Source organism: Allobosea sp. P4_H5 (genome assembly GCF_056400825.1).
In genome coordinates, this window is sequence record NZ_JBFUKM010000001.1 from 735,180 (window position 1) to 749,521 (window position 14,342).

The following is a 14,342-nucleotide window of genomic DNA, read 5'->3' on the forward strand; positions in this document are numbered from 1 at the left end:
AGTCTCAGGACGAGAAGGCGCCGATCAGAACCCTTTCCGGCAAGAAATGCTCGGGTCAACCCCGAGCATGACGGTGTGTGCCAGGCTCACACCTCGCCCGGCTGATCCATGCCGCCATTGGCCAGGAATTTCTCCAGCCAGTGGATGTTGTAGTCACCGTTCAGGATGTCCGGGTTGCGCACCAGCGTGCGGAACAGCGGCAGCGTGGTATCGACGCCGTCGACGACAAACTCGTCGAGCGAACGGCGCAGGCGCATCAGGCATTCTGCCCGGTTGCGGCCGTGCACGATCAGCTTGCCGACCAGCGAGTCGTAATGCGGCGGGATGACATAACCCTGATAAGCGGCCGAATCGACGCGCACGCCGAGACCGCCCGGCGTGTGGAACGAGGCAATCTTGCCCGGCGAGGGCCGGAAGGTCGCGTGATGCTCGGCATTGACGCGGCATTCGATGGCATGGCCCTCGATGACGACGTCCTTCTGGCTGATCGAGAGCGGCGCACCGGCGGCGATCCGGATCTGCTCGTTGACCAGGTCGATACCGGTGATCATCTCGGTGACCGGATGCTCGACCTGGATGCGCGTGTTCATCTCGATGAAATAGAACTCGCCGTCCTCGTAGAGGAACTCGATCGTGCCGGCGCCGAGATAGCCCATATCGGCCATCGCCTTGGCGCAGACATTGCCGATCTTGTCGCGTTCGCCGGCATTGAGAGCCGGGGACGGCCCCTCCTCCCAGACCTTCTGGTGGCGGCGCTGCAGCGAGCAATCGCGCTCGCCGAGATGGATCGCCCGGCCCTTGCCGTCGCCGAGCACCTGGATTTCGATATGGCGCGGCTTTTCGAGATATTTCTCGATATAGACGGCATCGTCGCCGAAATTGGCCTTGGCTTCGCTGCGGGCCGTGGCGAGCGCGACGGAGACCTCGTCCTCGCTGCGAACCACCTTCATGCCCTTGCCGCCGCCGCCGGATGCCGCCTTGATGATGACGGGCAGGCCGATCTCTCTGATGATGCGCAGCGCCTCCTCGTCATCGGCGACGCCGCCCTCGGAGCCCGGCACGCAGGGGATGCCGAGACGCTTGGCGGTGCGCTTGGCCTCGATCTTGTCGCCCATGCTGCGGATATGCTCGGCCTTGGGGCCGATGAAGGCGATGTTGTGCCGCTCGAGGATCTCGGCGAAGCGGGCGTTCTCGGACAGGAAGCCGTAGCCGGGATGGACCGCGTCGGCGCCGGTGATTTCGCAGGCCGCGATCAGGGCGGGGATGTTGAGATAGCTCTCGCGCGCCGGCGGCGGGCCGATGCAGACGCTCTCGTCGGCGAGGCGCACATGCATGGCGTTGGCGTCGGCGGTCGAGTGGACCGCAACCGTCGCGATGCCGAGTTCCTTGGCGGCCCGCAGCACCCGCAGCGCGATCTCGCCGCGATTGGCGATCAGGATCTTGTCGAACATCTTGAGCCCGCTCCCGCCCGGATGAATCCTCACTCGATCACCAGCAGGGGCTCGCCGTATTCGACCGGCTGGCCGTCCTCGACGAGAATCGCGACGACCTTGCCGGCACGCGGGGCGACGATATCGTTGAAGGTCTTCATGGCCTCGACGAGCAGCACGCGCTCACCGGCCTTAACCTCCTGGCCGATCTCGATGAACGGCTTGGCCTCTGGCGAGGGCCGGCGATAGGCGGTGCCGACCATCGGCGAGTTGACCGTGCCGGGATGGGCGGCTGCCTTGGCGTCGGCCGGAGCGGCAACGACGGCCGCCACAGGCGCAGGCGCGAAGGCCGGCGCAGCCGCGACCGGCGCCATCACCGTCGCGGTGATGGTACGGGCGACGCGGATGCGCAGGTCGCCCTTCTGCACCTCGATCTCGGTCAGATCGGTCTCGTTGATCAGCTGCGCCATCTCGCGCACGAGTTCGGGATCGATGGGGCTCTTGGTCGCCATGGCGGATTTCACCGTCTTCGTGAGCTCGATTGGGCGGGACGGCAGGTCCCGAAGAGGATGCGCATATGCGAATGAATGGCGCCGGATCAAGCCGGCAGCCTCGCGATGTCGCGCGTCTTTACCCGGAACCGAGCATCAGGAAAAGGGTGAAAGGTGCCCCGTCCAAGGCGAAACGGGGCTGGTCCCCTTTCTCAGGCGCCGGGCAGCGCCAGAATGGCGTCCGTATCAAGCACGTCGGCGAAGGTGTCGGCGAGCGCCACCAGCGACGACCGGTGCAATTCGGCATGCGGCACGGCCACCCCGTCCGGCCCGGTGATGTCGCGCGTGGCGCAGGCATCGGCCGCGACGATGACAGCGTAGCCGAGCGGGACTGCGTCGCGCGTTGCGCCTGCAACGCAGGCATGGGTCATCAACCCGCTGACGATCAGGGTCTTCACGCCGCGGGCCTTGAGCCGGGTATCGATATCGGTGGTCGGAAAGACGCTGACCGAGCTCTTCCGCACCGTCTCATGGTGCGGCGCCGGCGTGACCAGCGGATGAAAGGCGACAGTCTCGCCATCTTCGGCGAAGATCGGCGCACCGGCCGGCGTCACATGTTGGATGTGGTAGACCGGGATGCCGGAGCCGTCGGCCTTGTCGATCAGCCGCCTGGCATTGGCCAGGGCCTTGGCCCCGTCCGGGATCGGCATGGCGCCGTCGAAATACTCTTTCTGGAAATCGATCACCAGCAAGGCGCTCGTCGCTGAATCGAGGGCCTCGGGGGCGCTCGCGCCGATCATCTGTCGAATGGTCTGGGTCATGGCTGGCTCCTTCGTCATGTCTCTTGGGCCGTGTCGGTTGCTGCCCAAGACTGACCGATTGCCGGCTGTGCGAAAGTGGCCCGAAAGACAATATGTGATAGGATCCGGCCAAATCATCTGATGACCGGCCTTGCCATGCACACCGTCGCCGTCCTCGCCTATGAGGGGGTCATCCCCTTCCATCTCTCGATCCCCTGCATCGTCTTCGGCGACGATCTGTTGAAGCTGGGGGCGCCGCGCTACCGCCTGCTGATCTGCGGCGAGAAGGCCGGGCTGATTCCGACCATCTCCGGCTTCCAGATCGGCGTGGAGCATGATCTCTCCGCCCTCGCCGAAGCCGACACCGTGATCGTCCCGGCCTGGCGCGATCCGATCGACCCGCCTTCCGACGCTCTGCTGAATGCCCTGCGAACCGCCCATGCGCGCGGCGCCCGGATCGTCGGACTATGCCTGGGAACCTTCGTCCTGGCGCGGGCGGGGCTACTGGAGGGCCGCACCGCGTCGACGCACTGGGCCTGGGCCGACGAATTCGAGCGGGCCTATCCGGACGTCGCGCTGGATCGCAACGCGCTCTATGTCGACGATGGCGATATCCTGACCTCGGCGGGAACGGCGGCGGCGATCGATTGCTGCCTGCACCTGATCCGCCGCGACCACGGCGCCGAGATCGCCAATCGCATCGCCCGGCGGCTGGTGGTCGCGCCACATCGCCATGGCGGGCAGGCGCAGTATATCGAGACCCCCCTGCCCGCCTTCGGCAATCGCGATCAGCTCTCGTCGACGCTGGAATGGGCGCTCGCGCATCTCAACCAGCCGCTCGGCCTGGAGCAGCTGGCGGCGCGCGCCGGGATGAGCATGCGCAGTTTCACGCGCCGCTTCAAGCAGAAGACGGGCGTGACCGTCGTGCAATGGCTGCTGAACCACCGCCTCGCCGAGGCGCAGCGGCGGCTCGAAACCGGCGACTGCTCGATCGAGCAGATCGCCGAGATGGCCGGCTTCGGCTCGGCCGTCTCGCTCCGGCAGCATTTCACCCGGGCTTTTTCGATCTCRCCGGCCAGCTATCGCCGGCAATTCAGGAAGAACGCGGCCTAGGTCCGCAACGCCTCCGATCTCACCAAACAAAAAGGGCAACCCGGCGTGACCGCTGGATTGCCCTCGTTACGTCCGGCGATCGCTGTTCGCGGTCTCAGCCGCTGCAGGTCGCCTTGCCGCATTTGCGGACGGCTTCGATCTTCTGCTTCAGCGCCGCCTGGCCGACCGCGCCGAACACCACCTCGTCGCCGATGATGAAGGCCGGTGTGCCGGTGAGGCCGAGCCGATCGCCGAGCGCGACCGTCTGCTCGATCACGGCGCGCGTCGCCGGAGCATCGATCTCCTTCTTGACGCGCTCGATGTCGGCGCCGGCTTCCTTGGCGATCTCCAGCGCCTTGGCACCGTTGATCCGGCCCTTGGTCGCCATCAGCTTGAGATGGAAATCCCAGTATTTCTGGCCCTGGAGCTGGTTCTTCACGGCGATAGCGACGCGGCTGGCCTCGACCGAGTCAGGGCCGAGGATCGGGAAGTCCTTGATCACGACCTTGAGCTTGGGATCGTCCTTGGCGAGGACGCGGACGTCTTCCATCGCCCTTTTGCAGAAGCCGCAATTGTAATCCATGAACTCGACGAGAGTGACGTCACCCTGCGGGTTGCCGGCGATCACTGAGGTCGCGGGGTCGGTCAGGCTCGCCTTCTCGGCCGAGAGCGCATTGCGCTGCGCCTCGACCTGCGCGACCTGGTTGCGCTTCTCCAGCTCGACCAGCGCCTCCTGGATCAGCTCCGGATTCTTCAGCAGCGTCTCCTTGATCAGCTCGACCACGGCGCTGCGTTGCTCGGCCGAGAGCGACTGGGCCTGAGCCGGCGCGACGGCAACGCCAAGCGCACAGGCGGCGATGCCGGCGAGCGCCAGACGGCGCAGCGAAGAGAAGATCATGGCGACGGTCCTTTCCAGGGCGCGATTCGCGCGCACTATCATTGTTTGTCGGGAGGAACATACCCGATGACGGCACCCGCGCGCAGTGCCGCAGGCGATCCCTGCGGCAATTTGGCCGGCGCCCGGCTCGCCTCGATGTAGGAGGCGAAAGGCTGAAAAATCCCTCAATTCTTGTCCTCCGCGGGCGAGGCTGCGTCAATTCACAGCTTTGCCAGCGGGGCGATCGCGCCCTCCTGCAACAAGATCGTGATCCTGCCATGGCAGCGAGCGAAAAGACTTGTCGCGTCCGCAAAGGGCGACAACATAACGTTCGCACCGCAAGAGGTCGTCATGTCGAAGCTGCTCATCCCCGTCCTCGCTCTCGGCATCGCCCTGCCGTTCTTCGCGACTGCGACTCCCGCAGCGGCCCAGAGCTGCGAGGACCTCTGGTACCAGCGCAACGAGATCTACAAGGCGCAGGGCTACTGCTTCCGCACCCAGCGCGGCATCAGCGCCTTCGGCAATGCCGGCTGCCAGTATGACAATGTCGAGGACGTGCCGCTCTCGGCGACCCAGCGGCGCGTCATCGCCGACATCCAGCGCGCCGAGCGCACGAGCCGCTGCCCGCGCTGAACGACGATTGTCATTCACCGTCATTCCGGCCGCAGCACCGGAATGACGGACTATTTCAAGGCCGCTAGCTCGCGGCCTGGAAACGCACCTCGCCCTCGTTCAGGAAACAGCTCTTGCTGAACAGCGAGAGGTCGAGCGGGTTCGGCAGGCGGATATCGCTCAGGTCCGGGCAGGGCTTCAGCGCGGGATCGTAGGAACGGTCGATCTGCGAGATGAAGGCCAGGATCACGCCCGTCGTCTCCGCAAAGGCCTTGAGAGCGCAGATCTGGACGCCCAACTCGGGATTGCCATGCTTCTGGTCGAGCAGTTGCAGATAGTCGACGATCGCCAGCGTGCCGCGCGGCGCCTCTGCCAGTGCCCGCATGATGTGGTCGGCGCTGATCGCCTCCGAATCGTTGAAGGAGAACAGCGCCTCGAATTGCGCGGGATCGACGCCGAGCGTCCGAAAGCGGCCAAGCACATCCCTGGCCGTATATTCCAGCGTGAAGAAGACCGCGCGGCGGCCGGCCTTCATCGTCTCGACCGCGAGCTGGAGGCTGAGCAGCGTCTTGCCATGCCCAGGCCGCGCGCCGATCAGCAGCAGATCTCCCGGCTCCAGGCGAACCAGCAGCCCCTCGGCGGGTAGGGTTTCGGCCGATCTGGCGGCGAGCAGGCTCCAGCCGCCGAAACCTTCGCCGATGGCGACGCGGTCGAGCGCGAGATGGAGCGGAATGTCGTCCTTGCGCGCCAATTCCTTGGCCTTGCGCTTCAGGCGATAGACGGGTGCGGAAAGCTTCATCGATGGACCTCCTGATGCGAGCTAAATCCGCAACCCCTCCTTATGCGCAGCGCTCGAACAGTCGGTTCGATGGTGGAGATACCCTGCACGGCAGCGTGCTTCCCTGATGGAGGGTGGAGGCGCGGGCAGCGCCTAGAATCAGATCATAGCCGATCCCGTTCTGGTCGTCGCCTTGCGCCTGTCCCAATCGAAGCCACGCAGATGGTCCACCAGGGCGCGCAGCTTCGGCGCCATGGCGCGGCGGCTGGGGTAGTAAAGATAGAAGCCTGCGAAATACGGGCAGAACTCCTCCAGCAGCGGCATCAACTCGCCACGCGCCATCGCGGGCCGAAAACTCTCCTCCATGCCGAAGGTGATGCCGGCGCCCGCGACCGCGAGCTTGATCATCAGCGCCATGTCGCTTGTGGTGATCTCCGGCGCGACGGCGACGCTGAACTCCTTGCCGTCCTCGGCGAACTCCCAGCGATACGGCGGCAGCCTGGGCCCCGGTCGCCAGCCAATGCAGCGATGCGTTGCCAACTCGCGCGGATGCGAAAGCATGCCGAAGCGCTCGCGATAGGCCGGTGCACAAACGGCGAGCTGGCGCTCCTCGCCGCCGATCGAAACGGCGATCATGTCCTGCTCGATGACCTCGCCAAGCCTGACGCCGGCATCGTAGCCGGCGGCAACGATGTCGAACTCCTCGTCAGTCACGGTGATGTCGAGCTCGACCTCCGGGTTGGCCGCAGCGAAGCCGGCGAGAAACGGCCCGGACAGGAAGCGCTCGGCGATCGACGACACCGCGAGGCGCAGGCGCCCGCGTGGACCGGCGCGCAGATCCCGCGTCGCCTCGACGGCAGCGCGCAGCTCCGACAGCGCCGGTTCGAGATCGGCGAGGAGTCGTTCGCCTGCCTCGGTCAGGCTGACGCTCCGCGTCGTGCGCTGCACCAGCGCAATGCCGAGCCGCTCCTCCAGTTTCCTGATCGTCTGGCTGACTGCTGAGCGTGTCACGCCGACGCGGTCGGCCGCGCCGCGGAAACTCCGCTCTTCGGCGACGAGCGCGAACACGGCGAGCGCGTTGAGATCCATCTCCATTGGTTAGAAAAACTCTCCAGACTTGAAAGGAATGAGCGGCTTATCGCGACAATGGCCTGCTCCTAGCTTTCGGGCAACCGCAACACAGCGGTTCGACGAAACAACCAGACGGAGCAGACATGGCCATCGACAAGGTCGTCCTCATCACCGGCGCTTCCAGCGGCATCGGCTCCGGCATCGCCCGCGAGCTCGCGGCGGCCGGAGCCAGGCTGATGCTCGGCGCAAGGCGTACCGAGCGCCTCGATGCGCTCGCCGAGGAACTCAACGCGAAAGGCGGCAACGTGCGCACCCGCCGGCTCGACGTCACCGACCGCGCCGATGTCGCAGCCTTCGCCGAGGCGGCGCACGAGGCCTTCGGCCACGTCGACGTCATCGTCAACAATGCCGGCGTCATGCCGCTCTCGCCGATGGCCTCTCTCAAGGTCGACGAGTGGGACCAGATGATCGACGTCAACATCAAGGGCGTGCTCTACGGCATCGCCGCGGTGCTGCCGCAGATGCTGGCGCGCGGCTCCGGCCAGATCGTCAACATCGCCTCGATCGGCGCCCTCGCGGTGTCGCCGACGGCGGCCGTCTACTGCGCAACGAAATACGCCGTGCGGGCGATCTCGGATGGCCTACGCCAGGAGCACTCTGAGCTGCGCGTCACCTGCATCCATCCCGGCGTGGTCGAGAGCGAGCTCGCAGGCACGATCACCGACCCGGCCGCGGCCGAGCTGATGCGGAGCTATCGCGCCATCGCACTCCAGCCTGATGCGATCGGTCGCGCCGTGCGCTTCGCGATCGAGCAGCCCGAGGATGTCGACGTCAACGAGATCGTCGTCCGCCCCACCGCCACTCGCTGAGGAGACCGCCATGAACGGCGTCCTCATCCCGAACCGCCGGCTGACGGCAGCGGCCTGCCTCTGCCTCATAGCCATCTCCCTTACCGCAGGCTCCCAAGGATCCACCCGCATGACGATCGCCCAGGCAGCAGCTGCCGAAACCACGCAGCCCCACCCTTATGTCGGCATGTGGGTCACAGCCGACGGCCAGGTCCGTCACGAGCTGCTGCCGAACGGCCGCTATGACGAAGCGCGCGGCAGTCGCGAGAGCGCCTACCGCGGCCGCTACAAGGTCGCCGGCAGCTATATCGAATACTGGGACGACACCGGTTTCACCGCCGACGGCACCTTCGTCGACGCCGATACGCTGCATCATGGCGGGATGATCCTGCGACGGCGGCCCTGACCGAGACCGGTGCCCGCCGCGCAAAGCTGTGGAATGCCGGCAGGGCCTTGCCTTACTTGCCCGCGGGCATGCTAGAAGCGCCGCCTTGCGTTTCCCGCCATGGCAAGGAGCGGCCTGGATTCCGGCATGAAGACTGGCATCGACATGGGGTCGACGCGCGGCGGCGAGCCCGCCGAGCTCGACCTTGCCGAATTGCTGGCAACGCGCCTGCTGGTCCAGGGCAATTCCGGCTCGGGCAAGTCGCATCTGCTGCGCCGCCTGCTGGAGCAGAGCGCGCCGCTGGTGCAGCAGGCCATCGTCGACCCCGAGGGCGACTTCGTCTCGCTGGCCGACCAGTTCGGCCATGTCGTGGTCGATGGCACCGCAAGCCCGGTCGAACTGCAGAAGATCGCGCTGCGCGTGCGCCAGCATCGCGTCTCGGTGGTGCTCAACCTCGAGGAGCTCGACGCCGACGAGCAATTGCGCGCCACCGCCGCCTTCCTCGGCGGGCTTTTCGATATCGACCGCGCCCACTGGTATCCGATGCTGGTCGTGGTCGACGAAGCCCAGCTCTTCGCGCCGGTGATGGCGGGCGAGGCCTCCGACGAGGCGCGGCGCCTCTCGCTCGGGGCGATGACCAACCTGATGTGCCGCGGCCGCAAGCGCGGCCTTGCCGGCGTGATCGCGACGCAGCGCCTCGCCAAGCTCGCCAAGAACGTCGCGGCCGAGGCTTCCAACTTCCTGATGGGCCGCACCTTCCTCGACATCGACATGCAGCGCGCCGCCGACCTGCTCGGCATGGACCGGCGCCAGGCCGAGATGTTCCGCGATCTCGAACGCGGCCAGTTCGTCGCGCTCGGCCCCGCTCTGTCGAAGAAGCCGCTGCCGGTCCGGATCGGCCCGGTCGCCTCGGTCGATCGCGGCGGCGCGCCTGGCCTGCTGCCTTTGCCCGACCAGGCGCCGGAAGACGCCAGCAAGCTGATCTTCACGCCCAGTGAGGACGAGGTCGCGCCGGCGCCCTGGCCGAAGCAGCCGCGCCCGCGTCCGGCAGTGGCGCCCGAGATCATCCGCCGGATCGAGACGCACCAGCCGGTGCCGCCGCCCGAGCCCGAGATCGAGATGGATCCGGCCGAGCGCGCCGCCGCTCTGGTCGAGATCCTGAACGAATTGCTCGACGATCCCGAGGCGCGCGACCGGCCGGTCGCCGTGCTCTATCAGGATTTTACCGTTCGCTGCCGGATGCGCCGCGTCAGCGGGCCGGAGACGAGCCTGGATGCCTTCCGCAAGCGGCTCGCGGTCGCCCGCGCCGGGGCGAGCGAGGAGGTCCTGTCCTCCGATGCCTGGGAAAAGGCGCTGACCGCGGCCGAGACCTTGCCGGAAGACCTGCACGGGCTCTTCCTGTTCATCGCCCGCAGCGCCATCGAAGGCGCGCCCTGCCCGTCGGACGCCGAGCTGGCCGAAGCCTATGGCAGCCATTCGCCAAGCCGGGCGCGCCGCCTGATCGGCTATATCGAGGAGCGCGGCCTCCTCGTCTGCCATGTCGACTTCCGCGGCCAGCGTACGCTGGCCCTGCCCGCGCTCGGCGTCGAGACCGCGCCGGGCCTTGCCTCACCGCTGGTCAAGGGCCTGCCGCCGAGGCGGGCGCGGGGCTAGACGTGATCCGCGCCGTCCTCGTCGATGTCGATGGCGTGCTGGTCACCGGGCGGCCGGCGGATGGGTTGCACTGGAGCCATGATCTCGAGCGCGATCTCGGCATCGCGCCCGAGCTGCTTCAGCGGCGGTTCTTCGCCCGCTACTGGACGGACATCGTCACGGGTCGCGCCGAACTGCGCGAAGCGCTTGCGCCGGTCATAGCCGAGATCGCTCCTTCAGTGAGCAGCGAGGCTCTTTTGGAGTACTGGTTCGCGCACGACGCACGGCTGGAGGAGGCCGTGCTGCAGGATGTCGCGGCGTTGCGTCGCGACGGCCTGATCGTCGCATTGGCGAGCAATCAGGAGCATCTGCGCGCACGCCATCTTTCGGAGCGGCTCGGCCTCGCAGGCCATGTCGACCACTTCTACTATTCGGCAGCGATCGGCGCCCGAAAGCCGGATTCCGCCTTCTACCGCCACATCGAAAGCGATCTGGGCGAGCCTCCCGAAGCGCTTCTCCTGATCGACGATACCATGGAGAACGTTCACGCCGCGCTGCAGGCCGGCTGGCGGGCCGCCCACTGGGCGGCCCCACGTCGCCTGAGTGATATCGTGGCCGAGGCTAATTCGTAGCCCTCAATGCCCCTTGCTGGTGCCGCTGAGCGTCATCCGGTCGACCCAGGCGATGCCCAGCGCCGAGAAGATGAAGATGGTGTGGATCAGCGTCTGCAGCAGCACGCCCGTGGTGGTGTAGTTCGTCGCCGTCGGCCCGCCGATATTGCCGGCCTCGATGAAGGTCCGCAGCAGGTGGATCGACGAGATGCCGATGATCGCCATGGCGAGCTTGATCTTGAGGATCGAGGCATTGACGTGACTGAGCCATTCCGGCTGGTCCGGATGGTTCTGCAGCCGCAGGCGCGAGACGAAGGTCTCGTAGCCGCCGACGATCACCATGATCAGCAGGTTGGAGATCATCACCACGTCGATCAGGCCGAGCACGACCAGCATGATCTGCTGCTCGCTGAAGTCGAAGGCGTGGGTGACGAGATGCCAGAGCTCCTTGAGGAACAGGAAGACGTAGACGCACTGCGCCACGATCAGCCCGAGATAGAGCGGCACCTGCAGCCAGCGCGAGGCGAAGATCACCATCGGCAGCGGCCGCAATGGCCCTTTGGCGGAAAGGTCGGCGGGTTCGGCGGAGTGCGACATGGGTCTCCCGGATCAATTATGCAAAGCGGAAACGCGAAATGGGGCCTGATGCGGCGACGCGCAAGCCGAAAAGCGCCGAAAGCTGTCGGAAGTCGTTGAAATTTGGTCGCGTTTTGCGTCTAGTCCTAACGCTGAGGTGACAGTGTCCGGGCGATGCCGGTAGGTTCGCGCGGAAATCCTCCCATCCGGGAGGTACAAGGAGTTCGAGATGATCAGGACGACGATGATCGCCGCCGCCCTTGCCGGCGGTTTTGCCTTCGCGACGCCGGCCGCCGCCGCTCCGCTCGCGCCGGCCCAGGCAAGCGTTGCGACCGTCGGCTCGACCAGCCTCGTCGAGCAGGTGCAGTACCGCCGCTATTACGGGCCGCGCTATGGCTATCGCGGCGGCTATTATGGACGAGGCTATCGCTATAACCGCGGTGCTGCCGTCGGCGCCGGCATTGCTGCAGGTGCTCTTGGCGCTCTTGCCGCCGGCGCCCTCCTCGCCCCCGGCCCGGTCTATGCCGAGCCTGTCCCGGTCTATCGTGGCCCGGTCTACGCCGCGCCGGATGGCGATGCGATCGCCTATTGCTCGCGCCGCTTCCGCAGCTACGACCCCGAGACCGGCACCTATATCGGTAGCGGCGGCGTGGTTCGCGCCTGCCCGTAAGGCACGGCCGATACGCTGAACGATCAGAACCTCCCGGTCCTGACCGGGAGGTTTTTTATGACCGCTGCTGACTTGCATTGACGGCTTGGCCGGCTCTTAGTCTCCGCTCGTCTGAATCGGAGCCGGCCCCGTGCGCATCGCCACCTGGAACGTCAATTCGATCCGCCAGCGGCTGACCCATGTCCTCGCCTTCCTGAAGGAAGCCGAGCCCGACGCGCTCTGCCTGCAGGAGCTGAAATGCGTCGACGCCGATTTCCCGCGCGCCGAGATCGAGGAAGCCGGCTGGCAGGTCACGACCCACGGCCAGAAGGGCTTCAACGGCGTCGCCATCATCTCGCGCAGTGCGCTCGAGGATGTCCGGCGCGGCCTGCCGGGCAATGAGAGCGACGAGCAGGCGCGCTATCTCGAAGGTGTGCTGCCACATGGCGACGGCGTGGTGCGCCTCGCCTCGATCTACCTGCCCAACGGCAATCCGCCGAACACCGAGAAATACCCCTACAAGCTCGCCTGGATGGAGCGGCTGGCGGTGCATGCCAAGGGCCTGCTGGCCCATGAGGAACCGCTCGTCCTCGCCGGGGATTACAACGTCATCCCCGAGCCGCGCGACGCCCGCGATCCCGCCGCCTGGACCGGCGACGCGCTGTTCCTGCCGCCGACCCGCACCGCCTTCCGCAAGCTGCAGAGTCTCGGCTTCACCGAGGCGCTGCGCGCCACGACCGACGCACCCGGCCTCTACACCTTCTGGGATTATCAGGCCGGCGCCTGGCAGCGGAACAACGGCATCCGCATCGACCACCTCCTGCTCTCGCCGCAGGCGGCCGACAGGCTCAGCGCCGTCTCGATCGCCAAGCATGTCCGCGGCTGGGACAAGGCCTCGGACCATGTCCCGGTGCTGATCGAGCTCAACTGAGCATGCTGAAGGTCATCGCCCAGGACTTCATCAGGCTCGAAAGCGTCGAGTTGGTGAAGCCGCTCTACCGGGAACTCGTCGAAAAAACGCGGGCCGAGCCGCTCTGCCTCGCCTATGATCTCTTCATCGACCGGAAGGACCCCGGCCATTTCGTCTTCGTCGAGCAGTGGCCGGACCAGGCGGCGCTCGACGCGCATTGCCGGAGCGAGCACTTCACCCAACTGGTGCCGCTGATCAACCGGCATCAGAGGCAGGATTGCATCGTCACACTGATGGACGCGTTCGAGGTGTAGGCAGTTGGCCGCGGTCGCGGCGGTTACTGAGGTGAGCCCCGCCTGACGCCGTCTTTGACGAACACCCGGAACGGCGTCGTGCCGCTGGCACTGCCATCGGCAGAACGCCATTTGCCGTTCATGCAAAGCACGCCGCCCTGGCTCTCCACCGCCTCGAACTCGATCAGGTTGTGATAGGTCGTGCCATCAGGCTCGACGGCGCGGAACTTCGTCGTGCATTTGCCGCCGGCGACGACCGGGTCGTAGTCATGGATCATGATGCCGCCGCCACCCGTGCTCGGGAACGGATTCGTCAACACGGGCCAGTCCTCGAAGCGCTCCTGCGCCCCCGCGCCATGAATGACAAGCGCCGCGAAGGCGGCGATGAAGCTGAGGCGTGCGGCGTGGCGCATGGTAGAAGCTCCGAAGTTAGATACCTCGGCTACTTTGGCCTGCAGACCTTGGATGCAGTCAGCGCCGCTCGGCGCGGATGTGCTGGCGCTCGACCAGGGCCAGCGCGGCCGTCCGGTCGCCCGCGCTCGCATTGGCGAAGGCGGCGTCATAGCGCTCGACGATCCAGCCCTCGCGAGCGGTGTCGGCGCCCTCGCGGGCCAGCGCCAGCCACATCAGGCCCATGATCGGGTGGCGTGGCACGCCGTCGCCACCGCGCAGCAGCATGTCGCCGAAGACGGCACGCGCCGGGGCATGACCCTTCTCGGCCGCGAGCTTCATCCAGCGCGCCGCCTGGCGCGGATCGCGCGACACGCCGGTGCCGTTGAGATAGAGCCGGGCAAGATTGTACTGGCCGTCCGGGTCGCCGAAATAGGAGGCGGCGTAGTGGAACATGTCGAAGGCGCGGTCGGGGTTGGGCTTCACATAGGTGCCCTTGACCCCGTCGAGGAAATAGCCGCCAAGCGCGACGAAGGCGGCCGCGACGATGCGCCCATCCGAGGTGCCGGGAATCTCGTCGGCATTCTCGTCCGCGATCTTCGAGAAATACTCGAACGCCTTGAGATCATTGGTCGGAACGCCATCGCCGCTGGCATAGACCCGGCCGAGCTTGAACTGCGCGGCGAGATGGCCCTGCGCAGCCGCGTATTCGAGCGCCTTGACCGCACCGGCCTGATCACCGGCGGTCGAATCGCGCATCCAGGCCTTCAGCGCGTCGCGGGCGCTGCTGAACGGAGCGATCGGCAAGGCGGTATGGGCGGCAGGCCCGCTCGGTGCCGGCGCGATCGCGCCGCGGCCGGGAGCGAGCGGCACGGGCGCAACGCGGTTGTCCAGCTC

Annotated in this window: 18 protein-coding genes; 9 read left to right on the plus strand and 9 right to left on the minus strand. The window is 66.6% G+C overall.

Going from position 1 to position 14,342, the window contains the following annotated elements; all coding sequences use genetic code 11:
• Positions 1–86: 86 nt before the first annotated feature.
• From accC to AC1DS0_RS03485, 3 genes are all read right to left on the minus strand, one after another.
• Positions 87–1,451, minus strand: coding sequence for an acetyl-CoA carboxylase biotin carboxylase subunit (gene accC, locus AC1DS0_RS03475; RefSeq protein ID WP_476812977.1), 1,365 nt, complete (start codon positions 1,449–1,451; stop codon positions 87–89).
• A gap of 29 nt (positions 1,452–1,480) precedes the next feature.
• The gene (gene accB, locus AC1DS0_RS03480; protein ID WP_476812978.1) at positions 1,481–1,942 is read right to left on the minus strand and encodes an acetyl-CoA carboxylase biotin carboxyl carrier protein; all 462 of its coding nucleotides are present in this window, start codon (positions 1,940–1,942) and stop codon (positions 1,481–1,483) included.
• 191 nt (positions 1,943–2,133) lie between these two features.
• A complete protein-coding gene (locus AC1DS0_RS03485; RefSeq protein ID WP_476812979.1) occupies positions 2,134–2,742 on the minus strand; it encodes a cysteine hydrolase family protein in 609 nt (202 codons plus the stop codon).
• A gap of 120 nt (positions 2,743–2,862) precedes the next feature.
• On the opposite strand from AC1DS0_RS03485, the gene AC1DS0_RS03490 reads away from it, so the two are divergent.
• Positions 2,863–3,834, plus strand: coding sequence for a GlxA family transcriptional regulator (locus AC1DS0_RS03490; RefSeq protein ID WP_476812980.1), 972 nt, complete (start codon positions 2,863–2,865; stop codon positions 3,832–3,834).
• A 94-nt stretch (positions 3,835–3,928) separates the two neighbouring features.
• Here AC1DS0_RS03490 and AC1DS0_RS03495 read toward each other — a convergent pair whose 3' ends face one another.
• Positions 3,929–4,711 (minus strand): DsbA family protein, encoded by a 783-nt coding sequence (locus tag AC1DS0_RS03495; RefSeq protein WP_152013963.1) that lies wholly within the window; start codon positions 4,709–4,711, stop codon positions 3,929–3,931.
• 330 nt (positions 4,712–5,041) lie between these two features.
• Between AC1DS0_RS03495 and AC1DS0_RS03500 the strand changes: the two genes are divergently transcribed.
• Positions 5,042–5,323 (plus strand): YARHG domain-containing protein, encoded by a 282-nt coding sequence (locus AC1DS0_RS03500; RefSeq protein WP_476812981.1) that lies wholly within the window; start codon positions 5,042–5,044, stop codon positions 5,321–5,323.
• Between the two features lie 64 nt (positions 5,324–5,387).
• Here the strand turns inward: AC1DS0_RS03500 and AC1DS0_RS03505 are convergent, their stop codons facing one another.
• Positions 5,388–6,101: a DNA helicase gene (locus AC1DS0_RS03505; protein ID WP_476812982.1), complete on the minus strand. Its 714-nt coding sequence runs from the start codon at positions 6,099–6,101 to the stop codon at positions 5,388–5,390.
• A 138-nt stretch (positions 6,102–6,239) separates the two neighbouring features.
• Entirely contained in the window at positions 6,240–7,175 is a 936-nt protein-coding gene (locus AC1DS0_RS03510) for a LysR substrate-binding domain-containing protein (RefSeq protein WP_476812983.1), read from the minus strand.
• Positions 7,176–7,294: 119 nt separating this feature from the next.
• Here AC1DS0_RS03510 and AC1DS0_RS03515 point away from each other — a divergent pair, with 119 nt between their 5' ends.
• The 4 genes from AC1DS0_RS03515 (at position 7,295) to AC1DS0_RS03530 (ending at position 10,648) form a co-directional block, all read left to right on the plus strand.
• The gene (locus AC1DS0_RS03515; RefSeq protein WP_476812984.1) at positions 7,295–8,020 is read left to right on the plus strand and encodes an SDR family oxidoreductase; all 726 of its coding nucleotides are present in this window, start codon (positions 7,295–7,297) and stop codon (positions 8,018–8,020) included.
• A gap of 10 nt (positions 8,021–8,030) precedes the next feature.
• A complete protein-coding gene (locus AC1DS0_RS03520) occupies positions 8,031–8,405 on the plus strand; it encodes an Atu4866 domain-containing protein (protein ID WP_476812985.1) in 375 nt (124 codons plus the stop codon).
• Positions 8,406–8,531: 126 nt separating this feature from the next.
• Positions 8,532–10,037, plus strand: a complete 1,506-nt coding sequence (locus AC1DS0_RS03525; protein ID WP_476812986.1) for a helicase HerA domain-containing protein — start codon at positions 8,532–8,534, stop codon at positions 10,035–10,037.
• A 2-nt stretch (positions 10,038–10,039) separates the two neighbouring features.
• Complete coding sequence (locus AC1DS0_RS03530; protein ID WP_476812987.1) at positions 10,040–10,648, plus strand: HAD-IA family hydrolase; 609 nt, start codon at positions 10,040–10,042, stop codon at positions 10,646–10,648.
• A 3-nt stretch (positions 10,649–10,651) separates the two neighbouring features.
• On the opposite strand, the gene AC1DS0_RS03535 is transcribed toward AC1DS0_RS03530, so the two are convergent.
• Complete coding sequence (locus tag AC1DS0_RS03535) at positions 10,652–11,224, minus strand: TIGR00645 family protein (RefSeq protein WP_476812988.1); 573 nt, start codon at positions 11,222–11,224, stop codon at positions 10,652–10,654.
• A gap of 208 nt (positions 11,225–11,432) precedes the next feature.
• On the opposite strand from AC1DS0_RS03535, the gene AC1DS0_RS03540 reads away from it, so the two are divergent.
• From AC1DS0_RS03540 to AC1DS0_RS03550, 3 genes are all read left to right on the plus strand, one after another.
• Positions 11,433–11,873, plus strand: coding sequence for a BA14K family protein (locus AC1DS0_RS03540; RefSeq protein WP_476812989.1), 441 nt, complete (start codon positions 11,433–11,435; stop codon positions 11,871–11,873).
• Positions 11,874–12,003: 130 nt separating this feature from the next.
• Positions 12,004–12,783: an exodeoxyribonuclease III gene (gene xth, locus AC1DS0_RS03545; RefSeq protein WP_476812990.1), complete on the plus strand. Its 780-nt coding sequence runs from the start codon at positions 12,004–12,006 to the stop codon at positions 12,781–12,783.
• 2 nt (positions 12,784–12,785) lie between these two features.
• Positions 12,786–13,076 carry a putative quinol monooxygenase gene (locus AC1DS0_RS03550; protein ID WP_476812991.1) on the plus strand — a complete coding sequence of 97 codons (291 nt, stop codon included), beginning with the start codon at positions 12,786–12,788 and terminating at the stop codon, positions 13,074–13,076.
• A gap of 23 nt (positions 13,077–13,099) precedes the next feature.
• On the opposite strand, the gene AC1DS0_RS03555 is transcribed toward AC1DS0_RS03550, so the two are convergent.
• A complete protein-coding gene (locus tag AC1DS0_RS03555; RefSeq protein WP_476812992.1) occupies positions 13,100–13,468 on the minus strand; it encodes a hypothetical protein in 369 nt (122 codons plus the stop codon).
• Between the two features lie 58 nt (positions 13,469–13,526).
• Positions 13,527–14,318, minus strand: coding sequence for a tetratricopeptide repeat protein (locus AC1DS0_RS03560; RefSeq protein ID WP_476813082.1), 792 nt, complete (start codon positions 14,316–14,318; stop codon positions 13,527–13,529).
• Positions 14,319–14,342 lie beyond the last annotated feature (24 nt).

What these genes read in the sequence shown, in the direction of transcription:
- AC1DS0_RS03500 (WP_476812981.1), top strand. Translation starts at nt 5,042, where the DNA reads ATGTCGAAGCTGCTCATCCCCGTCCTCGCTCTCGGCATCGCCCTGCCG.
- accC (WP_476812977.1), bottom strand. Translation starts at nt 1,451, where the DNA reads ATGTTCGACAAGATCCTGATCGCCAATCGCGGCGAGATCGCGCTGCGG.
- AC1DS0_RS03555 (WP_476812992.1), bottom strand. Translation starts at nt 13,468, where the DNA reads ATGCGCCACGCCGCACGCCTCAGCTTCATCGCCGCCTTCGCGGCGCTT.
- AC1DS0_RS03505 (WP_476812982.1), bottom strand. Translation starts at nt 6,101, where the DNA reads ATGAAGCTTTCCGCACCCGTCTATCGCCTGAAGCGCAAGGCCAAGGAA.
- AC1DS0_RS03525 (WP_476812986.1), top strand. Translation starts at nt 8,532, where the DNA reads ATGAAGACTGGCATCGACATGGGGTCGACGCGCGGCGGCGAGCCCGCC.
- AC1DS0_RS03485 (WP_476812979.1), bottom strand. Translation starts at nt 2,742, where the DNA reads ATGACCCAGACCATTCGACAGATGATCGGCGCGAGCGCCCCCGAGGCC.
- AC1DS0_RS03540 (WP_476812989.1), top strand. Translation starts at nt 11,433, where the DNA reads ATGATCAGGACGACGATGATCGCCGCCGCCCTTGCCGGCGGTTTTGCC.
- AC1DS0_RS03495 (WP_152013963.1), bottom strand. Translation starts at nt 4,711, where the DNA reads ATGATCTTCTCTTCGCTGCGCCGTCTGGCGCTCGCCGGCATCGCCGCC.
- AC1DS0_RS03515 (WP_476812984.1), top strand. Translation starts at nt 7,295, where the DNA reads ATGGCCATCGACAAGGTCGTCCTCATCACCGGCGCTTCCAGCGGCATC.
- AC1DS0_RS03520 (WP_476812985.1), top strand. Translation starts at nt 8,031, where the DNA reads ATGAACGGCGTCCTCATCCCGAACCGCCGGCTGACGGCAGCGGCCTGC.
- accB (WP_476812978.1), bottom strand. Translation starts at nt 1,942, where the DNA reads ATGGCGACCAAGAGCCCCATCGATCCCGAACTCGTGCGCGAGATGGCG.
- AC1DS0_RS03550 (WP_476812991.1), top strand. Translation starts at nt 12,786, where the DNA reads ATGCTGAAGGTCATCGCCCAGGACTTCATCAGGCTCGAAAGCGTCGAG.
- AC1DS0_RS03510 (WP_476812983.1), bottom strand. Translation starts at nt 7,175, where the DNA reads ATGGAGATGGATCTCAACGCGCTCGCCGTGTTCGCGCTCGTCGCCGAA.
- AC1DS0_RS03535 (WP_476812988.1), bottom strand. Translation starts at nt 11,224, where the DNA reads ATGTCGCACTCCGCCGAACCCGCCGACCTTTCCGCCAAAGGGCCATTG.